The sequence below is a fragment of the Terrisporobacter hibernicus genome (genome assembly GCF_020809405.1).
GTDB lineage: Bacteria > Bacillota > Clostridia > Peptostreptococcales > Peptostreptococcaceae > Terrisporobacter > Terrisporobacter petrolearius.
In genome coordinates, this window is sequence record NZ_CP081135.1 from 814,957 (window position 1) to 835,712 (window position 20,756).

Below are 20,756 nucleotides of genomic sequence, written 5' to 3' on the forward strand. Positions count from 1 at the left end.
TATTTTATATTTCTACTTTTACATCTTCTTCTAATTCAACTTCTATTTGATCTCTTACGTCACCCATTATTGCTCTAGGTACTGGTATATCTAACATAGTTTTTAGACCTGGTCTTGCATTTATTATTAAAGGTATAGAATTTACTATCATTGCATAAGTTCCTATTCCTCCAGGTATTTCAGGATTTATTTGTAAATCTATATTTGGTATTCCTTTTATTGATATGTAGTCTCCTGTCTTAGTTCCTTCAGCTTCTGGTATTATTTGTTGTGGATGTTCCATTTCTACTAGAACTTCTCCATTTACATATCCGTATCCGCATTGTCTGCAACCAGCAACATTTCCTGATAAAGCTTCTCCATATTTAGATTTTCTATCTACTGTAGTCATTATTGGCTCTTTTGTTTGCTCTATTTTATCTAACTTCCATCCTAATCCATCTGCAATCATATTTATTGATTCTACAAAGCCAACATGACCTGCTATTGTATTGTTTTCTACACCTTTTAAGAACTCTTCTTTAGTTACACCAACTCCTTGTTCTGCCATAACTGCTTTTCCAAATGGAGATAAATCATTTACTCTTTTAGCACTTATGCTATCAACTTCCTCACAAGTTCCTGATAATGCTAAAACCAATAAATCTAATACAAAACCTGGATTTATTCCTGTTCCTAAAACACTTACACCATTTTCTTTGGCAACTTCATCCATTTTTTTAGCTAAATCTGGGTCATCAGCTTGTGGATACGCCATTTGTTCAGCCGTAGATATAACATTTATTTTATTCTCTAATAAATAAATTATTTTATCAAAAGCTTTTTTTGTAAAAGAGTCAGTTGCTAATAAAACAACATCACAACATTTCTCTGTGAAAGCTTCTTTATAATTACCATTTATAATAACTTCACTTCTATTTCCTCTTTCTATTTGCAAAACATCATATATGCTTTTACCTGCAGTACTTCTACTACAAACTGATGTAATTTCCATACCTTCTTTTTTTAATATCATATTAGCCATTCCTGTTCCCATTGCTCCAAATCCCCAAATTCCTATTCTTACTTTTCTCATAACTATATCCTCCCAAATAAATTGTTTTAATTTTCTTACATCTTTATGAAGCACAAACTATGCCAACTTTAAATTATCAATCTTAATTTCTTTTCAAACCTTTTGTCTAGCTCATATATTTATTATTTTTACTTTTATGTTTTTCCTTAATTAGTTTTTTCAAATAAAAAAAGAGCAAAATATTTTGCTCTTACGCAAATTTTTTTGCTCTTTTTATTTATTAAAATTTTTTATATTATACTTTTTCATTTTATATTGCAAGTTTTGCCTATTTATTCCTAGAATAGCTGCTGATTTACTAACATTATATCCAGTCTTTTCTAAAGATTCTATTATATATCCCTCTTCAACATCTCCTATAATATGATCTAATGTTTTATACTCTAAGTCGTCTAAAGAATACTCCTCATTTATTTTTTTTTCTTTTAAATAATAGTATTCATTTAAATGAATCATTTCAGGAACTATATTTTTTTCATTATCCATCATACTCATAGTAGAATATATTACATTTTCCAATTCCCTTACATTTCCTTGCCAGTTATGTTTTTTTAAATAGTTAATACTATCATAAGATATACCTTTTACATTTTTATTCAATTTTTTATTATATTTTTTAATAAACATATCACAAAGCAAGGAGATATCTTCTTTTCTTTCTCTTAATGGTGGTATTTCTATATTTATTACATTTAGCCTATAATATAAATCTTTTCTTATTTTGTTTTCATTTAATATTTGAGTTGGACTTTCATTTGTTGTTGCTATAACTCTAACATCAACAGGAATATCTTTTGTTCCTCCAACTCTTCTAACGTAACCTTCTTGCAATACTCTAAGTAGCTTTGCCTGTAACATCATTGGCATTGAATTTATTTCATCTAACAATAAAGTTCCTTTATCCGCTTGTTCAAATAAACCAGGTCTATCTACCGCCCCTGTGAATCCTCCTTTTATGGTTCCAAAGAGAATTCCTTCAAATAAAGATTCTGGTAATGCTGCACAATTTTGTGCTATAAAAGGATATTGCTTTCTACTACTAGCATAATGTATAGATTGGCTAATTAATTCTTTGCCCGTTCCAGTTTCTCCATATATAAAAACTGATGCATCTGACTTGCTGGCTTTCTCACACTTTTTAATGGAGGCTTTCATCAACTTACTGTTTCCTATAATATCTTCAAACCTATATCTTCTGTATGTTTTTTTTTCTTTATTTGTTGAGTTTTTTTTTAGGTTTATAATTTGTTCAGACATAGTTTCCATTGTTGTAACATCCTTGGATATTTCTAAAGCACCTATAAAGTCATTTCCATTTATAATTGGGATTGTAGTGTTTATTGTAGTTATTTCTTTTCCATTTTTATCAACATATCTTTGCATATTATTTTTTATGGTCTTTTTTTTATTTAATACTTCTAATAATGTGCTATTTTTTATATTTATTTCATCAACAATATCCATAAACGACTTATTCATCACATAATTTTTACTCATTTTTTCTATTTTTTCCATGTAGTCATTGTAAATTATAGTTTTTCCATTTTTATCTATGAAATGTATCCCCTCATCAATATTTAATAATATTTCCCTCATTAATATTTCATACAGTTCTAAATTCAATAACTCTCCCTCCAAAATAAGCGACTTAATTATGAATTTTATGATTCTTATATAAGGTCATTTATTTCATTTATATAATTTATCACCACCCCACTTAATTCTTCTTGAAATACCTTATTTTCGTCAAATGGTACTTCATCACTGTTACTCATATAAACATTTGAAATTAATTTAGTGTTTATACATTTAAAGAACAAATCCATTACAAGTTGTCCACCTAAAAACTGATTTTCATATGCAGGTTGGCCTCCCACAGCTATAAACATTCCTCTACGTTCTTTTTTTACATCTATAGATGGTTTCTTTAATATGTATTTGCTTGAGTAAAACACCTGTGTTCTATCTACTAATGTTTTCACCTTTGTAGAAATACTTTGGAAAAACATAGGGCTTACTACAATAGTTCCTATAGATTTATCAAAATCTTCATATAGTGGTGTCATGTCATCTTTTATAATACATTTTCCTGTTCTTTCACAGTATCCACAAGCTGTACAGTAGTCAATATTCATTTTATAAATATTTAATACTTCGTAGTTAATCTTATTTTCTTCTAATTTTTTAGTTATATTATCAATTATTTTACTACAATTTTTACTTCTTCTTGGACTACCATTAACAATTAAAACTTTATTATGTTTATCCATAATCCCTCCTAAATATTTTTTAACATTAAAATTAAAATATCATCATCAAAATTGTCATTTCCAGTAAATTTTTCCGCTTCTTTTTTTAAGTTCTCTACAATTCTATTTTTATTGTTTTTGTAGTTATTTTCTACAAAACGCTTCAACCTATCAACACCGAACTCTTCCTTAGCATTATTCTTAATTTCTAAAATCCCATCTGTAAACATAAATATCATAGGATAATTTTCTACACTAAAAGTATTGCTATGATACTCTCCCTCAGGTAATACTCCTATAGGAATTCCCTTTTTACAATTAAGACTCTCCACTACTTGGCCATTTTCATCAATAATTATAGGACTATAATGACCTGCATTAGAAACAGATAATATATTTCTTTCTGTATCAAATACATTTATTAAAGCTGTAGCAAATACACCCATTTTATCAAACTCATCATATAATATTTTATTTAGATAAGTTGCTATTTCTCCAGGTGTTTTGTATTGATAGCATAAGGTTTTAAATGCACCTTTAATCATGGCAACCATATAGTTTGCTACTATACCATGGCCCATAACATCTGCAATAATATAAGCCACTCTTTTATCATCAATTTTGTGGGCATAATAAAAATCTCCACCTACAACTGTTGCAGGTCTATGATAAAATTCCAATTCTTTTTCATTATTACATTCCATCTTACTATCGTTCATTATAAGTTTTTGTTGTTTATTAAGAATATTTAATTCTTTTGCAATTAACTTATGCTTTACATTTTTTTCACTATAGTCATAAAGTTGCATAGCAACTGTAACCTGTTTAGATAATATACTCAATATATTTAAATCATCATCTTCATATTTCTTTCCATCTGTACATAAAATCACACCAATAGACTCCGATTCATTAGACAATTTATAAAAAATATATGTATCTACATTTAAGTTTATATCTTTTGATTGCTCTCTATCGTTTACATACTGTCCTTGAACATTTTTTGATAAAAGCAAATTAACCGTATCTTCCATATTAAAATCTTTTTCATCCAATTTGCAGTAAGACCTAAATATTTTATTTTTACAATTATTTTTGTCTATTAGTATAACTGAATCTTGACTCTTTGTAGTTTTTTTAGCTATATCACTTAAATGGACTAAGAACTCATCTATATTTTTATTTTGATAAAGTTTTCTTGTAGCTTCACTTATTAATTCTAGAGAACTTCTAAGTTTATCAATCACAAAATTCTTTTGGCTATTTTTTTCTGTTATTTCTATAGATAAGGCAATTAATGAAGCTATAGAAGATACAAAGTCTATATCCTCATCTTTCAAAATATCGTCTTCATCTAAGAAACATGTCATAAAACCTACTACTTTTTTATTATATATTAAAGGAAATACAACTCTTCCTGTATATTTTTCAAGCTTTGCTAAATCTCTTTCCTTTACAGCTCTTTCATCTTCGAATACATTTTTTATATAAATTATTTTCTTAAATTCTACTGCATCATGAATGTACTCTGGATAATCTTCATAAAAATCAAACTTTACGCCTTTAGCTTCATCAGGTTTAAAAGTTTCTCTTATGTAATCTAAACTATTTGAACATACTAAGTAGGCATGCTTATAATCACTATTATAAAATAAGTTAACACAAGCTTTTCTGGGAAAAACCACTTCAAGCATTTTTTCAATTATTTTATCCTTTATATCAAAAAAATTAGTAGATTCTGTAACTAACGAAGATATATCTACTAAATTTTTAATTTTCATATTAATATTGGTCATAAGTATACACCCTTCCCTCATATAAGATTTACTTTTTTATAAAACTTATTGTAACATAATATTATTTATTTATATAGATAAATTGCCTTTTTGCATCTTTAGGAATAAATATATATTGTTATTTCAATCACCATAATTTAATTATACTTCATATATTGTCTTTAAATCTAGTTGCATAAAAAATGGGTATATTCATTTATATACCCAAAATCAAATTATTTGTTTATTCAACTTTATAATTAAAGGTCATAGATACTTTTATTGCTTAAATCCTTCGTATATATTTCTAACTGTATAAATAAATACTATTATAAAACTTATGCCTATAAAATAATTAAACCCTGTAAGCAAACTTATAATGATAAGAGTTATTAATAAATTAATTCCTCTCTTTCCATTTTCATTAATAAAATTATTTGCTGATATTTCTATATTGTTTTTTACATTTTTAATTGCTTCTCTTACTTGCTTTTCATAACTAACTTTATAAACTAAATAAGTTACTTCTACTAATAATACTCCTACACCAAGAAGTATTTTAACACTAAATGATAAATAAAGGATAAACAGTGCTAAAATTATTTTTAATCCTTTAAATAAATAGCTATCTATTTTTAATGTAATATTTCTAAATTCCCTACATCCTTTTCTAAGTTCATAATCTTTGTTTGGCATATTGCTCATTTTTGTCTTTACCACTTCTGAGTAAAACAGCTTAATTATACTATTTATCATAATTTCACTTCCTCTTAATATTTATTTATATTATTGGTAAAATATTGAATTTATATACTTTAAGACTTAAATTATGAATTTTTCTGCATTTTTAAAAATAATTTATATATAATAAAAAAGCCCAAAAGGGCTTTTTTGTTTTAAATATTAACTTATAGAAAATTTTTATTATTTTTGTACAAATGTTTCGCAAGATGCATCATTTGCATTTATTCTAACATCGTCAGCTGTACAACATTCATTTTCATTGTATTTGCAATTGCAAGCTTCACATTTTATATTTTGTGGCTTTGTACATCCGCAATCTGCACAGTTTGTAAATCCTCCATTTGCTTCATCAACAAAAGAACTACATCCTGTCTCGCTAGTTGCAACTGCTTCACGTCCTGCAACATTTATTGCTCCTGCTCTACATTCACAACTTTCATTGTGGGCACAATTAGTAGCATTACATTTTAAATTTCCATTTTCCATAAAATTCACCTCCTAAAGTTATCTACTTTATTATGTGTAAAATTCAAAATATAATTATGTTTTTCTTAATTAATTGAGTTTAGGTTTTGAAAGTATGCAAACTTTAAATATGGCAACAATAACATATAAGAACTTATTATGAAAATAGGAGTGATCCCTTATGGAAATAAGAGAATTAGACTTAGAAACACGCAATAAGCTTTATAGTCACACCAAAAGCATTTTGAGAAAGTACCAAAAGGGGATAGTTACTGGCAAATTAACCGCCGATAAGTTTGCACAAAATATTTTATGCGATGATTATATTAATGATATATTAAGCGAAGATCTATTAAAGGAAGAGGATTTCAAATCTTCTTACATAGAATACATAAATACTCTTATTGATATGCAAAATGAAAACTTAGCAACTTGTCGCAAAAGAAAAAAAGAAAAGAAGAAAGTATCCCCACCCAACATTTCTCAAAAAGTAAAACTCAAAAATCTTTTATCAGATGAAGGCTATGATTTAATTATCCCCATGCAATATCTAAATGGCAATGATATGGACAATATTATCCAATATGTTGAAACAGGAGATATTGAATTGGGCAATGAGAGAATCTACAATTACATAAGAAAAACTAATTTTAGTTAAAAAAAAGCACTACTAAACTAATTTTTAGTAGTGCTTTTAAAATTTCAATTTTTATTTATCCCATAGCTTTTTCTAACTTAGATAAATGTTGTATAGGATAATATCTTAATAATTCTCTAAATTGTTCTACACTTAATCCTTCTGTAGTAGTATATATTCTTATTTTTCCATCTACATCTGCATTAATAAAGTCTTGTTTAATTTTGTTAAAATCTAATACTGCCATAATAACACTCCTTATGTATTTAATATTTTACATCTAGAGTTATTTTAACCAAGACATGTATTTTTATTTATTTTTCTATGCAAATGGGAAAAAACCTAAATGTTCTAATAATATTTTAATACCCATTAATATTAAAATAGCCCCTCCTGCAAATTCTGCTTTTGATTTATACTTTGTTCCAAATACATTTCCTATTTTAACGCCTATAGCAGATAAAATAAACGTAACTATTGCTATAAATGACACAGCCGGTATAATATCTACTTGTAAAAATGCAAATGTTACACCTACTGCTAGAGCATCTATACTAGTAGCAATAGCAAGCATAATCATGTTTTTGAATCCAAGTTGATTTACTTCTTCTTCTCCTACAGCTGCTTCTGTTAAATCTACAATTCCACCATCTTCATCCTTTTCCATAGACTCTCTTATCATGTTTATTCCTATAAATGATAATAAAATAAATGCTATCCAATGATCTATGTTAGTTATATAGTCCTTAAATTGTACTCCTAGTATAAATCCAATAAGAGGCATTCCTCCTTGAAAACCTCCAAAGTATAGACCAACTTTTCCACACTCTTTAAAAGTAACCTTTCTAAGTGATAATCCTTTACAAATTGATACGGCAAAAGCATCCATGGAAAGTCCTACTGCTAATATGAATAACTCAATTAAACTCATATTTTTCCTTCCTTCCGTTATTAAATTTTAATTCTACTTTGATATATTCTTCCCAAAATCAACTTCATTAAGCCACAGTGTGAACTGTAAATTTTCTACATCCAACCATTTATCTTTGCTAATTCAAATAAAAAAAGACCCATCTATAGCTTTGCTATAGATAAGTCTCATCATTCAAAATAAAGCCAGATAGTATAACTATCAGCATGTTGACTTTATTACACTGAAATTCCAGTGCCAACTACTCCCTTATCAAAGTATTATTTATTTTAATATATTTTCTTTTATTAGTCAATATAACCTTTATTTTCTATTTTGAACGATTTTTACAATATAATTAATATAAAAATAAAGAGGTAAGTAAAATGGAACTAATTCCTTTTTACTTACCTCTACTTTTAACTATATATTATTTATATTTTTTAATTATTGTTGACCTTTTCCAGCCATTTGTTGTTCTGCCATTTCAACAAGTTTTTTAGTCATGTATCCACCTACATAACCATTTTCTCTAGCTGTAAGATTTCCTTTATCAACTTGTTGATAATTAGACATACCAAGTTCATTTGCTATTTCTAATTTCATTTGATTTAATGCAGCTTTTGCTTCTGGAACTACCTTTGTATTATTATTGTTAGTTGCCATGTTATTACCTCTTTTCTTTTTTAATATTTGTTTCTAATACTATTATGTTACAATTGAGATTTAACATGTATGCAATTTTTGACAAAATTTTTAACAATTGGTACCAGCTAAATAAGCTGTTGAATAAGCTATTTGGAGATTAAATCCTCCAGTATATGCATCCACATCTATAATTTCTCCTGCAAAGAAAAGATTGTTTATAATTTTAGATTCCATAGTACTGGAATTAATTTCACTTACTTTTATTCCTCCAGAAGTTACTATAGCTTCTTCTATTGGTCTATATCTCTTTACAGTAAAAGTAAGATTTTTTAATAAATGAACTAAATTTAACCTTTGTTTTTTAGATATTTGATTTACTTTTAAGTGTCTCGGTATTTCACTTAATTCAATTATTATTGGTATAAGTTTTTTTGGAAGTAAATCATCTAATGAGTTTTCAAAGTTTTTGTTTGTGTACTTTGTAAAATCTTTAATAATCCTTTTATCTAACTTTTCCTCATCTAGTGCTGGTTTTAAATCAAGATTAATTTTGTAATTTTCTTTGCTAGTATCCTTCATTCTACAACTAGCAGATTTTATTATAGGTCCATCTAGACCATATTTTGTGAATTCTAACTCACCAAAGTCATCATATATTTTTTTGTTTTTGCTATTAATAACAGTTATTGCCACATTTCTAAGAGATAATTTTTCTAAATCTTTAACAAAATTTTCTTGAACTTCAATACCAATCAAAGAAGGTTTGGGACTTATTATTGTATGTCCTAAAGACTTAGCAAACTTGTATCCATCTCCTGTAGATCCAGTAAGAGGATAGCTCATGCCTCCCGTGGCTAATATTACACTGTCGCATGTTATTACTTCATTATTGTTATAAATAACTTTTTCTATTTTATTCTCTTTTGCTATAATTTTGTTAACCTTAGCGTCTAATATAATCTTTACTTTTTTATCTTTAATTTGTTTTTCTAAAGCTTTTACCACATCTAAGGCTTTATCACTTTCTGGGAATACTCTTTTCCCTCTTTCTGTTTTAGTTGCAAGGCCAAGGGAATTAAACATAGTTACTGCATCATAATTTGTAAATGTGTAAAATGCACTGTATAAAAATTTACCATTTGTAGGTACATTTTCTATTAATTCTTCCACATCACAATCATTAGTAATATTACATCTTCCCTTTCCTGTAATCAAAAGTTTTCTTCCTAATCTATGTTGTTTTTCTAAAAGTATAACATTAGCTCCATTATCAGCTGCAGTTGATGCTGCCATCATTCCTGCCGGTCCTCCACCTATTACTACTACTGTTTTCAAATAATCATCCTTCCTTATAAATAGGGAAATTTATGCTAGTTTAAATAGTTTAAATAATGCTGGGGCGCCTGCTACACCCCAAAATACTACAATTGTATATTTAAAATATTTGATAATATTAATTATCTCCTCTGTTTTATTAACTATTAAAGTATCTTGCACATAATTAAGCAGTAAATAAACTGCTAATAATGATATTATCCCTACTACAAATCTAAGTATTTTTTTGCCTAAGCCTTCTTTTTTTGAAGGATTTTTAGCAAATATATTTTTTCTTCTAGTCTCATTTTCCGTACTAAAGTTAATAAAAGTATCTTCTACCATGTAACCAAGTGCAAAGCCTGTATAAAGACCAAACATCTTGTATAAATCTTCTCCACCAATAAAATATGTACAAACTCCAAATATCAACATCAAAACTACTAATATATAGTAATTTTTACTATCATCTATGTAGTCAAATAATTTTATAAATATTATACTTAAAACTATGCCAAATCCCCATGCAACAATTACATCCATTGGCCAATGAACACCTAAGTATAATCTTGATATTCCTGCACCTATAATCATTAATATTCCTATAATATATATCCATGATTTTCTAAATAAGTACATCATAGAAGTCCAAAAAGTTGTAGACGTTTGAGTATGCCCACTAGGAAAAGAATATCCTGTTGCAGTTTCTATTCTTAAAGATTGTAAACCATCTGTACCTATAGGTCTTGGCATTTTAACGTAATTTTTAACCCCTGCATTTATATTTAAACTTCCACAAAGAGCAAATATAGTTCTTTGCCCTGCTTTTTTATTTATACACCAATATATTACCCCTGTTAATACGGTTATTACCGGTACTTCTGTGCATATAGTAAAGAATGTAAATATACCTGTAAGTAACTCATTTCTTATACTTTGTAAATACATTAATATGTCCAGTTGAGATCCCATAATTTACCACCTTTCAATAAAATACTTATTCCTCTCTATTTTACATAATTTTTCAAAATAAATATATATCTTTTGACAATAAATATAATATTTTGTTATTTTTCTTATAATTTACATTTTGAAATATGCTAAAAGGAGTATAAGATTCACTCTTATACTCCTTTTTTATTATGTTCTTATATATCTTCAACAATACCTATATAAGGAAGATTTCTATATTTCTCAGCGTAATCTATCCCATATCCAACTATAAATTTGTCCTCAATTACATATCCTACATAATCAACTTTAATATCTGATGTTCTTCTTTCTGGCTTGTCTAATAATGTACAAAGTCTTAATGATTTTGGTTTTCTAGTTTTTAAAGCTGCAACTAATGAGCTTAAAGTTAAACCTGAATCAATTATATCTTCTACTATTAATACGTTTTTATTTTCTATATCCACATCTAAATCTTTTATTATTTTAACTGTACCTGATGAAGCAGTTGATGTTCCATAACTTGAAACAACCATAAAGTCCATTCTTACATCTAAATTTATCTCTCTTATTAAGTCAGCACAAAAAACACTAGCACCTTTTAATATTCCAACTACTAGTAACTCTTCTCCAGCATAATCTTTTTCTATTTGACTTGCCAGTTCTTTAACTTTGTTTTTTAGTTCTTCTGCTGAGTATAAAACTCCATTTAATTTATACATAATTTCCTCCCAGTAATGATGAATCATGTTTATTATAACATATATTCTGCCTTTTTCAAGCATTTTCATTCGTGTTTTATATTATATTTTTTTGTAAAATATTTCATATATTGTATTAGTACAATATTCTTTTTATTTTTGTACATATCTACGTATATTTAATTTATACTATACTATATTAAGAATCAAAAAAATTGGAGGGCTAATTATGAGTGTAAATCATGGCGCTAATTTATATGATTTGTCAAAACAATATGGTTTTTCAAAAGATGAATTTTTAGACTTCAGCTCTAATATTAATCCATTTGGCACATCAACTTTAGCTAAGGAATATGTAATTAATAATATAAATATGGTATCAGTTTATCCCGATCCAGAATATGCAACATTAAAAAAATCAATATCCTCTTATTGCAATTGTAATAAAGATAATATGGTTTTAGGAAGTGGTGCTACAGAACTTATATCTTCCTTTATAGGTACTATTGCTCCTAAGAGGGCTGTTCTTCTTTCTCCCGCATATTCAGAGTATGAAAAAGAGCTAAAAAAAATTGATTGTGAAGTAATCAAATATTTTTCTAGGCAGCACAATGATTTTAAAGTAAATCCAGTGGAGTTTTTGGACTTTATAAACAAGCATGAATGTGATTTAATTATCATATGCAATCCTAATAATCCAACAGGCTTCTCTTTTTCTAAATTTGAAATAGAAATTATACTAAAAAATACCAATGCTTTTGTTATGGTAGACGAAACATATATTGAATTTACAAATACTAGTATTTATTCTTCCACATCCTTAGTTGATCAATATAATAACTTATTTGTAATTAGAGGAACTTCTAAGTTTTTCTCTACACCTGGTATTAGATTAGGATATGGCTTAATTGGAAATGAAGATATAAAAAATCAAATCAACAAAAATCTTGACTTATGGAATATAAATGTTATTGCTTCATCTATGGGTGAAATAATGTTCACGGACAATAATTATATCCAAACTTGCATAAATATAATTTTAGACGAGAGAAATTATCTATATAATTCTTTATGTGAATTTAATAATCTTAACGTTTATGAAAGTAAGGGCAATTTTATATTATGCAAATTAAAAGATAAAACTATAACAGCCCGTGAACTTAGAGAAAAGTTGATACCTAAAAAAATTATAATAAGAGACTGCGACTCCTTTGACGGCCTAGATGAATACTTCTTTAGAGTATGTGTCTTAAAACCAGAAGACAATAGATATCTTATTAAATCTTTAAAGGAAATTTTATATTAATTTATAATAATAAAAGGACATATTATATGTCCTTTTATTATTGATTAAAACTATATAAAATTCTCTTCACTCATGTCGCCAACGAGATGCCTTCGCTATCGCTTCAGGCAACGACCTTGCTCAAAATAAATTTTTTACTTATTCTCATTTAAATATTTTATAATAGCGCCTTTTGCAGCTTCATCTGCTAAATCATTGTACACACTTTCATTACTATGTGCCTTTACTTTTACAAAACAAATATTCAATTCTTCACTCATTTTTTCCATATATCTTACATATTCCTGAGTGTACTCATTCTTTGCCTGCCACTCACCACTAGCCCACAAAGCTATATTTTTTAAATCGTGATAAATAGCTATATTTTGTTTTCCTAATTCTTTTGCCTTATTTATAGCAACTTTTACAGATTCTAATTCCCCCACAATATTCCATTGGTCCCATTTGTCATATCCTGCATTGTAGTAAGTATCATGAGAATTATTATTAGGGTCAAGTACAATTACTCCAGATCCAAATATTTGATTTCCTCTATCATAACTTCCATCAACAAAAGCAATAAATTCATAATCATTAATAATTTCTTCTGGATTTATATATGATTTATAGGTTTTAACTTTTGCAGTACTTCTAATTGGCTTAACGTTATAACCTTCTTTTAGTTCTTTTGTATTTGTAGTAGTCTTTTTCTTAATTGATGACGTTTCCTTAACTGTTTCTTCTTTTTTAATAACTGCTGAATTAGTATCACCAATAAAATCCATAGCTTCTTCAATAGTTGGAAAGCTTTTGTATTTTGCTCCTTTATAACCGGTTACCTGTGCAGAGCAGTCAGCCCAAGTAAAATATATTCCTGGTGTTTTTCCAACTTTAACTGCATAGTACTTCTTTTTAGACATATTAAAATTCCTTTCATTTATGCATTATAAACACATATTATAATATCATTAATAATACTAAATTATATAATTAATATCTATAAGAATTGTTTATTTTCTCAAAAACATAATCATTTACATGGACAAAATATTCCTTTGTTCTTTCTTTTGCATGCTCTATAGTATCATAATCGATGGTATTAAATATTTCTTTTAATATGTTTTTCGTTAATTCCAGTTCTTCTATATAAACCTTTTCAGCAAAGTTTTTACTCATATTTTTCATTTGTAAAAAGACTTGTTTAAGCACTTTTACAGTTTCTTCAATAAATTCCAATTCAATATTTCCTGCCAAAAATGCTTCTTTAAGTAAAAAAATATTATAAGAATTTTCTACTCCTAAATTTCTAACAAAGTCATCAATAGTATAATTATATTGGTTGTATTTATCCATTTTTTTATATTGCTCAATCATTTCTAATGAAAATTCTATATCTTTATAATCCTGGGAAAGCTTCTTATAATATTCGTAGGTGTTTTTATTTGTACATGAAAAATATATAGTTTCTAGGTCTTTAGAATCATATTTTTTTATCATTTTCCATGCTGCATAATAGGCTATATTAGCTGATTTGTCTAAAGGAAACTTATTATTTCCTGAACTGATTGAAGGAATTGCTATTGTTTTATTATCACATTCCACTGCCATATCTATAGATTGTTTATAACAGGAATATAACAAATGACATTCATCTTCATCTCCACCTTCCCATTTAGGTGTGCAGGTGTGAACTATACTTTTTACATTCAAATCATATCCTTTTGTAATAATGCTATGACCTACTTGGCAAGTTCCACTTTTGGATAACTTCTTCCTAAGTTTTTGTCCAGCAGTCTTTTGAATTAGCTTATCCAGTCCATCACTACCACTAAAACACTCATCCGTTGGATTTACTACAGCATCTACTTTAATATCTATTACTTCGTCTTTTACAATTTTAATTCTGTTATCTATACTGTCCATATATACAACCCCCTTTCAACAATATATTATTAGCTTCTCATACATTTTCTATAAAAAAGTATAAAATCCCTTTTTATTATTGACCCTACAATTTAATTATAAACATTTTTATTAAAATTATCATAAACTAAATAGAAAAAGTTAGACAAATCTAACTTTTTCTATTTATAATCATCTTCTTCCAGACCTATGGAAAGTTCCATATAAGATACATTTTTATATTTATACATTACTTTTTTCAAAAAAATATTCACTATACATTTTATTATTCTCATGTCCTGCCTCCGGTGATTTTAGCCACATCTAACATTTACCTTTTAAGGATAATATATATTATGAAAAATAAATATTCAGGTTCCTAATAATGAAAATTATATAAAAATTGACACTTAAGAACATATATTTTAGTATAAAATTGTTTATAATATCCTATATTTTATAATAATAGAAATATATGATAAAATGTTATAAAAAAAGGAGTTTTTATAAATGGCAGATTTTAAATATGATATAGTTGAAAATTTAGGAGTATTATCTGAAAATACTAAAGGATGGACAAAAGAGCTAAATCTTATTAGTTGGAATGGGGCTAAACCAAAATATGACTTAAGGGACTGGGGTCCAGATCATGAAAAAATGGGAAAAGGAATTACATTAAGTAATGAAGAATTTGAAGCCTTAAAAGAAATAATTAATAATTTATAAATTACTATTTTAAATAAACTTAAATTTAAAAAGAACTTATTTTAATAAGATGTATATTCTTATTGAAATAAGTTCTTTTATTGTAATAAATAATTATTGTTTTACACTTTACTAAGTTCTACTCTTTCCTCATTTGATTTCACACACAAAGTTATAACTTTTCTAAATTCAACTTCGTTTAATTTGGCATTATCATATATTTTTGATACCCACATTTTACTATCCCTTATTTCCTCTACAGGACTGTATTTTCCTAGCCACTTCTGAGAACTATCAAATTCATCATTATTATATATTGTTGAAATTAAACCTTCTTCTAGTCTGTGCCTGTCTTTTAAGTCTTCCACTTCAAAACATACAAATTCAAACCTATCTTTCATATAATTACTAATTTTTTCTTCTAAACTCGATTCTACTTCCATATTTCTAAGTTTAGAATATCTATTTTCATTAACTTTATCTTTAAAGTTTATATTCCAAATATATAAATAGTCATGTTCATTATAATGTAAAATAGACTTTCCTATATTTTTTCTAAAAAAGCTACTATCTTTAAATCCATTTTTATAGTGATTTTTAATTCTAACAATTAATTTATTATCCTTATCATGAGTGCCTATTCTTACAATCCTATTCATGCCTTTGTATTTTTCTTTTTTATCTAAAACTACATATATACCATTGGTAAAAGGAATTTCATCAAAATTATTGTGATTATATTTTTTCATAGAATTAAAAAGTATATGTAATTTTTCTACATAAGAAGTCTTACCTCTATTTTCTTCATTTAGCTCTTCTCTTAAAAAATTTATCTTTTCTTCAACTGATAAGTGCGCCAAAGGAATGTCCACATTGTTTAAAAATTCCACATAGTTTTTGTAATAGTTATTATCTGATAAAATAATATATTCATCTTCATGTATATTCGTAAAATTGTTCAATTTTTTCAAGATTTCCAGTGACCATAGTCTATTTTCCATTTCACTTGCAAAGTTAGGCGACTCATTATAAGACATGGTATAATCCTTTTCTTTTACAAGGCCATATCTTGAAGTTAATATATAAACTTCATCTGCAAATTTTTTCCCATAGTCCATAGATAGCTTAAATAATTGACTTTCATTATCTATATCCTTAACTAAATTAAATTTAGCCTTTTTTCCATTAGCACAGGATATTAGTGCAATTTTACTCAATAATATCTCCCCCTAATTTATAATACATAAAACATTATTCCAAATAAGTGAGCTATACTTCCAAGCAACACAAATACATGGAAAATGCAATGCATATAACTTTTATTCCTGCCTATGCCATATAAAACAGCTCCAACTGTATAGAATATTCCTCCTACTAAAATATACATAAATCCATTCCAAGTAAGAGCCTTAATAGCCACAGGAACTACTACAACTATTCCCCATCCCATTATTAAATTACATATCATAGAAAATACAGCATATTTTTTTAAATCAATTGCATTAAATATGATTGCTATTATGGCAAGCGACCATTCTACAATAAATATACTCCATCCTACTATTGGATCTACCTCTCTTACAGCGCAAAGTGCAATAGGTGTATATGTGCCGGCTATCAAAATATAAATAGCACAGTGATCTAAAACCTGAAATACTCTCTTCGCCATTCCATCTTTTAAACCGTGGTATATAGACGACATAGAGTATAGTAATATCATTGTTATTCCATATACTACCGATGTTGCTATTGCCATTATATCGTGATGCCATGCTGAGATTACTACACACAATATTAAAGCTATTACGCCAATAGCACCACCTACTATATGAGATATGTAATTAAATCTTTCCTCTGCTATAGAATAGTTAGGTAACTTTCTGTCACTTAATTTTGTTCTCATATTATTCCTCCTACTTCTTTTCAGGTCATTTCTGTTTAGAAATATACATTTTATACACACTAATTATAGTACGATTTTTAACTTCACAATTCCTTCTTATACAGAAATCTCATTACTAATTTAAATCATTTAAATTAAGTTACCATAATTTATTTTGAATGTCAAAAATTTGGCTTTACAATATTTTTTCATGATGATAGTATATTTTATAATAAGCAATAATTGGAGGATTAAGAAATGATAAAAATAGTATGTGATAGTATTTCTGATTTGCCACAAGAAATACTTGAAAAATATAATGTTGATATAGTACCTTTAACAGTGATTTTTAACGATAAAGAATATTTAGCTGGAGAAAATTTAACTACAAAAGATTTTTATAAAATGCTTAGAGAAAGTGATAGTATGCCAAAAACTTCTCAGGCTACTTATGTACAATTTAAATCTGTATTTGAAAAATACGATGAAAATACACAAATAATTTATATCTCTGGATCTTCAATAGCATCTGGAACTTATCAAAGTGCCATGTTAGCAAAAAACGACGGATATGACAATGTTTCTATTTTTGACACGGGAAATTTATCTATAGGGAGTGCTTTATTTGTAATAAAAGCATGTGAAATGGTTGAAATGGGTTACTCTGTTAATGACATTCTTTCAAATTTAGAAAAACATAAAAATGAAGTTGAAGTAGCCTTCTCTGTAGATACTTTAGAATATTTAAAAATGGGCGGTAGAATTTCTTCTACTAAGGCTGCACTTGGAAATTTGTTATCAATTAAACCTATTTTAGAAGTTAAGGATGGTTTAGTGTCTCAAAAGTCTCAAGTTAGGGGTAAAAAGCAAATTTACTCAACTTTGGCAAAAACCATAGTAAATAGATTTGGTAAAGATTTAAAAGATAAGACAATCATTTTAGGTTGTGGAGACAATGAAGACGATTTAGGGGTAATGAAAGAAGCTTTGGAAAAAGAAGGAGAAGTTAAAAATATTTATTTTGTTAATATAGGATGCGTTATATGTTCTCATTCTGGACCAGGAGTTATGGGAATATCTTGTATGTAATAAACTGCAAAAAATCAAAATAGACTTAGACAGCTGCCAAGTATGCTATCTAAGTCTATTTTGATTTTTTAATAATACGGCTATTAATATGTTTTTCGAGTAAACATATTGTAGGCCAAGTCCAAGTAATATTTTTTAATCCTTTATACCAAGATAAATACTAATTAAGTATTTATAACTATAGTATACTCTACCCATAACTTTATGTATGTTGTTTAAACAACACTATTTAAGAATTTCAAATTCGTTTTTTCTAAATTTTATAATTCCCTCTTGTTGCATCAATGATAGTTCATGGGATAAAACACTTCTATTTACACATAAGTAGTTAGCTAATTGGTCTCTATCAAAAGAAATTCTAAACTTATTAGAATTTTTATTCTTTTTTTGAATTAACAAGTAAGTCATAATCTTATCTCTTATACTTCGCTGAGACACTAATTCTATTTTATGACATTTTTTTGCACAAGTATTTGCTAAACAAGTAATAATATTTTCATAGATATTACAAGAATCTCGTTCAGATGAAATTATGGCTTTTTCCAATATTTTTTTATCAATTTTCAAAATAAAAGATGGTTTTGTTGTATAAACATTGTAAAAACTTTTTTGAGATGGTGTACCTAATATATCCAAAGCAAAAACCTCATGAGTTTGCAATTTAGCTAATAAACTTTCGCTACCATCAGGGCAATACTTACATACATTAACTTCCCCTTCTAGAATTACTCCTAAATAGTCAATATGATCATCTTCTTTTATAATCATTTCGCCTTTTTTTATAAATACAACTTTATATGCTAAAGAAGATAAGAACTTTTTAATAGCATCTTTTTCTAAATTTTTAAATATTATAGAATTTGAACATATTTGTGTAACTCTATCTTCATTAAAATCCATCATAGCAACCACCTCATCTCTCTTAAGTAATTATAGCATTTTTGTATATAAAAATGCATAGTTCGAAACATGAACTATTATAAGCAAAAAATAAAAGCATGTTGTTAAAACAACACACTTTTAAAAATATTTAATGCACTCTATAGCTTTTATTTGATTTTTATACTTTTTGAAGATGTTGAATATCCACTTTTGTACATTTTAACTATTATAGATTTCCCTTTTGATTGTTTTTTTATTTTCATTGAGTATGTTCCATTTGATTTAACAGTAGCCTTTCCTATTTGTTTATTATTAATATAAGCTTTTACTGTTGAACCCTTTGAACCTTTTCCAGTTATAGTCTTTTGTGTTGATTTTACTGAGTTTACAGTAAGTTTTTTACTAAAAACCTTTTTAACTGTTACAGTTTTAGATTTAGTATTATAACCAGTTTTATACATTTTAACTAAAACTTTTTTTCCAGAAGATTGTTTTTTTATCTTCATTGAGTATGTACCATCAGATTTCACTGTAGTTTGTCCTATTTTTTTGCCCTTAACATAGGCTCTTACTGTTGCACCACTTTTACCTTTGCCAGTTACTTTTGTTGAAGTTGATTTTACTTGATTAACAGTAAATGTAGAAAAATTAGCATTTTCTACCAAAACCAAAGCTAACTTAGAGCCATAACCTGATTTTTCCATTTTAACTAATACTCCAGAATATTCTTCTTGCTTAGGAATAGTTAATTTATATGTATTATCTGATTTTACAGTTGTTGTATATGTTTTATTACTATCTGTCATAACAGTTACTTTTGCACCAGCTACACCTGTTCCTGATAAAGAAGTAGTACCTGGAAGTACTTTTTTTACAGTAAATGGTGACATTGTTTTTAAATTTTTTATTGTGTTTGCTCTAACTGCATATTCACCTTTAGTTGAAGCAACTGCAATTACATACTTTCCTTTTTTCAATTTTAAATTTGTATTATTAGATGTTTTACCTGTTTGGTTTGACATTGTATCAACCCAAATAGGTGAAATATCATCATAATTCATTAGGTAATCTTCTTCCATTGCTGAGTCTGCATTTACCACTGAAATACCAAACATTTTTGAAGTTGACTTATAACTAAGATCTATACTCGTATCACTAGTTAAATTTAATTTATACATGATTATTGATAAGTCTCCATCAACAGTATATTTTTTTTCAGTATCCAGCTTTATATTCGTAAGTTTAGCTTCTAACTCAGAATCCTCTTTAAGCAAGATATCACCTAAAATATCTTCCATTGCTATATTTTTTGGTATTACATTTCTTACTTCATCTGCAAAAGACGATGCTGTTATACTTACTATCATCATAAGTGATAGTAGTAAAGATAATATTTTTTTCTTCATTCAAATTTCCCCCTTATTAAAAAGCTTTAATTTGAACATAACACATTTATAAATATAAATTCCATAATTCTTTCAATATTGTAACTAATTTGTCAAAAATAAACAGGTGAGCTTACTATAAACTCACCTTCATATC

The 20,756-nt window shown here is 27.1% G+C and carries 22 protein-coding genes; 4 read left to right on the plus strand and 18 right to left on the minus strand.

All coding sequences use genetic code 11. From position 1 onward, the window contains the following. Positions 1 to 4 precede the first annotated feature (4 nt). The 6 genes from ord to JW646_RS03975 all read right to left on the minus strand — a co-directional run bounded on the left by ord (position 5) and on the right by JW646_RS03975 (position 6,329). The gene (gene ord / locus JW646_RS03950) at positions 5 to 1,075 is read right to left on the minus strand and encodes a 2,4-diaminopentanoate dehydrogenase (RefSeq protein ID WP_228416668.1); all 1,071 of its coding nucleotides are present in this window, start codon (positions 1,073 to 1,075) and stop codon (positions 5 to 7) included. Positions 1,076 to 1,288: 213 nt separating this feature from the next. Then, the gene (locus tag JW646_RS03955; RefSeq protein ID WP_272491856.1) at positions 1,289 to 2,698 is read right to left on the minus strand and encodes a sigma-54 interaction domain-containing protein; all 1,410 of its coding nucleotides are present in this window, start codon (positions 2,696 to 2,698) and stop codon (positions 1,289 to 1,291) included. Between the two features lie 47 nt (positions 2,699 to 2,745). Beyond that, positions 2,746 to 3,345 carry a flavodoxin family protein gene (locus tag JW646_RS03960; protein ID WP_228416669.1) on the minus strand — a complete coding sequence of 200 codons (600 nt, stop codon included), beginning with the start codon at positions 3,343 to 3,345 and terminating at the stop codon, positions 2,746 to 2,748. Between the two features lie 8 nt (positions 3,346 to 3,353). Next, positions 3,354 to 5,105 carry a GAF domain-containing SpoIIE family protein phosphatase gene (locus JW646_RS03965; protein ID WP_228416670.1) on the minus strand — a complete coding sequence of 584 codons (1,752 nt, stop codon included), beginning with the start codon at positions 5,103 to 5,105 and terminating at the stop codon, positions 3,354 to 3,356. Positions 5,106 to 5,378: 273 nt separating this feature from the next. Beyond that, positions 5,379 to 5,855, minus strand: a complete 477-nt coding sequence (locus JW646_RS03970) for a hypothetical protein (protein ID WP_228416671.1) — start codon at positions 5,853 to 5,855, stop codon at positions 5,379 to 5,381. Between the two features lie 168 nt (positions 5,856 to 6,023). Beyond that, positions 6,024 to 6,329 (minus strand): DUF1540 domain-containing protein, encoded by a 306-nt coding sequence (locus JW646_RS03975; protein WP_228416672.1) that lies wholly within the window; start codon positions 6,327 to 6,329, stop codon positions 6,024 to 6,026. Between the two features lie 160 nt (positions 6,330 to 6,489). Between JW646_RS03975 and JW646_RS03980 the strand changes: the two genes are divergently transcribed. Further along, entirely contained in the window at positions 6,490 to 6,966 is a 477-nt protein-coding gene (locus JW646_RS03980; RefSeq protein ID WP_074918707.1) for a hypothetical protein, read from the plus strand. Positions 6,967 to 7,021: 55 nt separating this feature from the next. Here JW646_RS03980 and JW646_RS03985 read toward each other — a convergent pair whose 3' ends face one another. The 6 genes from JW646_RS03985 to hpt form a co-directional block, all read right to left on the minus strand. After that, positions 7,022 to 7,192: a hypothetical protein gene (locus tag JW646_RS03985; protein ID WP_175487682.1), complete on the minus strand. Its 171-nt coding sequence runs from the start codon at positions 7,190 to 7,192 to the stop codon at positions 7,022 to 7,024. Positions 7,193 to 7,267: 75 nt separating this feature from the next. After that, on the minus strand, positions 7,268 to 7,876 hold the full coding sequence (locus JW646_RS03990; RefSeq protein WP_074918709.1) for a manganese efflux pump MntP: 609 nt from the start codon (positions 7,874 to 7,876) through the stop codon (positions 7,268 to 7,270). 426 nt (positions 7,877 to 8,302) lie between these two features. Continuing rightward, positions 8,303 to 8,521, minus strand: a complete 219-nt coding sequence (locus JW646_RS03995; RefSeq protein ID WP_228416673.1) for an alpha/beta-type small acid-soluble spore protein — start codon at positions 8,519 to 8,521, stop codon at positions 8,303 to 8,305. Between the two features lie 90 nt (positions 8,522 to 8,611). Beyond that, on the minus strand, positions 8,612 to 9,838 hold the full coding sequence (locus tag JW646_RS04000) for a BaiN/RdsA family NAD(P)/FAD-dependent oxidoreductase (RefSeq protein WP_228416674.1): 1,227 nt from the start codon (positions 9,836 to 9,838) through the stop codon (positions 8,612 to 8,614). A gap of 30 nt (positions 9,839 to 9,868) precedes the next feature. After that, positions 9,869 to 10,789, minus strand: coding sequence for a phosphatase PAP2 family protein (locus JW646_RS04005; RefSeq protein WP_228416675.1), 921 nt, complete (start codon positions 10,787 to 10,789; stop codon positions 9,869 to 9,871). A 176-nt stretch (positions 10,790 to 10,965) separates the two neighbouring features. After that, complete coding sequence (hpt, locus tag JW646_RS04010; RefSeq protein WP_074918717.1) at positions 10,966 to 11,490, minus strand: hypoxanthine phosphoribosyltransferase; 525 nt, start codon at positions 11,488 to 11,490, stop codon at positions 10,966 to 10,968. A gap of 208 nt (positions 11,491 to 11,698) precedes the next feature. Between hpt and JW646_RS04015 the strand changes: the two genes are divergently transcribed. After that, complete coding sequence (locus tag JW646_RS04015) at positions 11,699 to 12,775, plus strand: pyridoxal phosphate-dependent aminotransferase (RefSeq protein WP_074918719.1); 1,077 nt, start codon at positions 11,699 to 11,701, stop codon at positions 12,773 to 12,775. Between the two features lie 134 nt (positions 12,776 to 12,909). On the opposite strand, the gene JW646_RS04020 is transcribed toward JW646_RS04015, so the two are convergent. Beyond that, the gene (locus tag JW646_RS04020; RefSeq protein ID WP_074918721.1) at positions 12,910 to 13,674 is read right to left on the minus strand and encodes a ribonuclease H1 domain-containing protein; all 765 of its coding nucleotides are present in this window, start codon (positions 13,672 to 13,674) and stop codon (positions 12,910 to 12,912) included. 70 nt (positions 13,675 to 13,744) lie between these two features. Then, positions 13,745 to 14,677 carry a macro domain-containing protein gene (locus tag JW646_RS04025; RefSeq protein WP_228416676.1) on the minus strand — a complete coding sequence of 311 codons (933 nt, stop codon included), beginning with the start codon at positions 14,675 to 14,677 and terminating at the stop codon, positions 13,745 to 13,747. Positions 14,678 to 15,166: 489 nt separating this feature from the next. Here JW646_RS04025 and JW646_RS04030 point away from each other — a divergent pair, with 489 nt between their 5' ends. Beyond that, positions 15,167 to 15,382 carry a YdbC family protein gene (locus JW646_RS04030; RefSeq protein WP_074918725.1) on the plus strand — a complete coding sequence of 72 codons (216 nt, stop codon included), beginning with the start codon at positions 15,167 to 15,169 and terminating at the stop codon, positions 15,380 to 15,382. A gap of 101 nt (positions 15,383 to 15,483) precedes the next feature. Here the strand turns inward: JW646_RS04030 and JW646_RS04035 are convergent, their stop codons facing one another. Both JW646_RS04035 and trhA read right to left on the minus strand, forming a co-directional pair. Next, entirely contained in the window at positions 15,484 to 16,578 is a 1,095-nt protein-coding gene (locus JW646_RS04035; protein WP_228416677.1) for a DUF6884 domain-containing protein, read from the minus strand. A gap of 17 nt (positions 16,579 to 16,595) precedes the next feature. Next, positions 16,596 to 17,264 (minus strand): PAQR family membrane homeostasis protein TrhA, encoded by a 669-nt coding sequence (gene trhA / locus JW646_RS04040; protein ID WP_228416678.1) that lies wholly within the window; start codon positions 17,262 to 17,264, stop codon positions 16,596 to 16,598. Between the two features lie 237 nt (positions 17,265 to 17,501). On the opposite strand from trhA, the gene JW646_RS04045 reads away from it, so the two are divergent. After that, the gene (locus JW646_RS04045; protein WP_228416679.1) at positions 17,502 to 18,332 is read left to right on the plus strand and encodes a DegV family protein; all 831 of its coding nucleotides are present in this window, start codon (positions 17,502 to 17,504) and stop codon (positions 18,330 to 18,332) included. Between the two features lie 225 nt (positions 18,333 to 18,557). Here the strand turns inward: JW646_RS04045 and JW646_RS04050 are convergent, their stop codons facing one another. Both JW646_RS04050 and JW646_RS04055 read right to left on the minus strand, forming a co-directional pair. Next, entirely contained in the window at positions 18,558 to 19,235 is a 678-nt protein-coding gene (locus tag JW646_RS04050) for a Crp/Fnr family transcriptional regulator (protein WP_074918733.1), read from the minus strand. A gap of 146 nt (positions 19,236 to 19,381) precedes the next feature. Continuing rightward, positions 19,382 to 20,620, minus strand: a complete 1,239-nt coding sequence (locus tag JW646_RS04055) for an Ig-like domain-containing protein (RefSeq protein ID WP_228416680.1) — start codon at positions 20,618 to 20,620, stop codon at positions 19,382 to 19,384. Between the last annotated feature and the right edge of the window lie 136 nt (positions 20,621 to 20,756).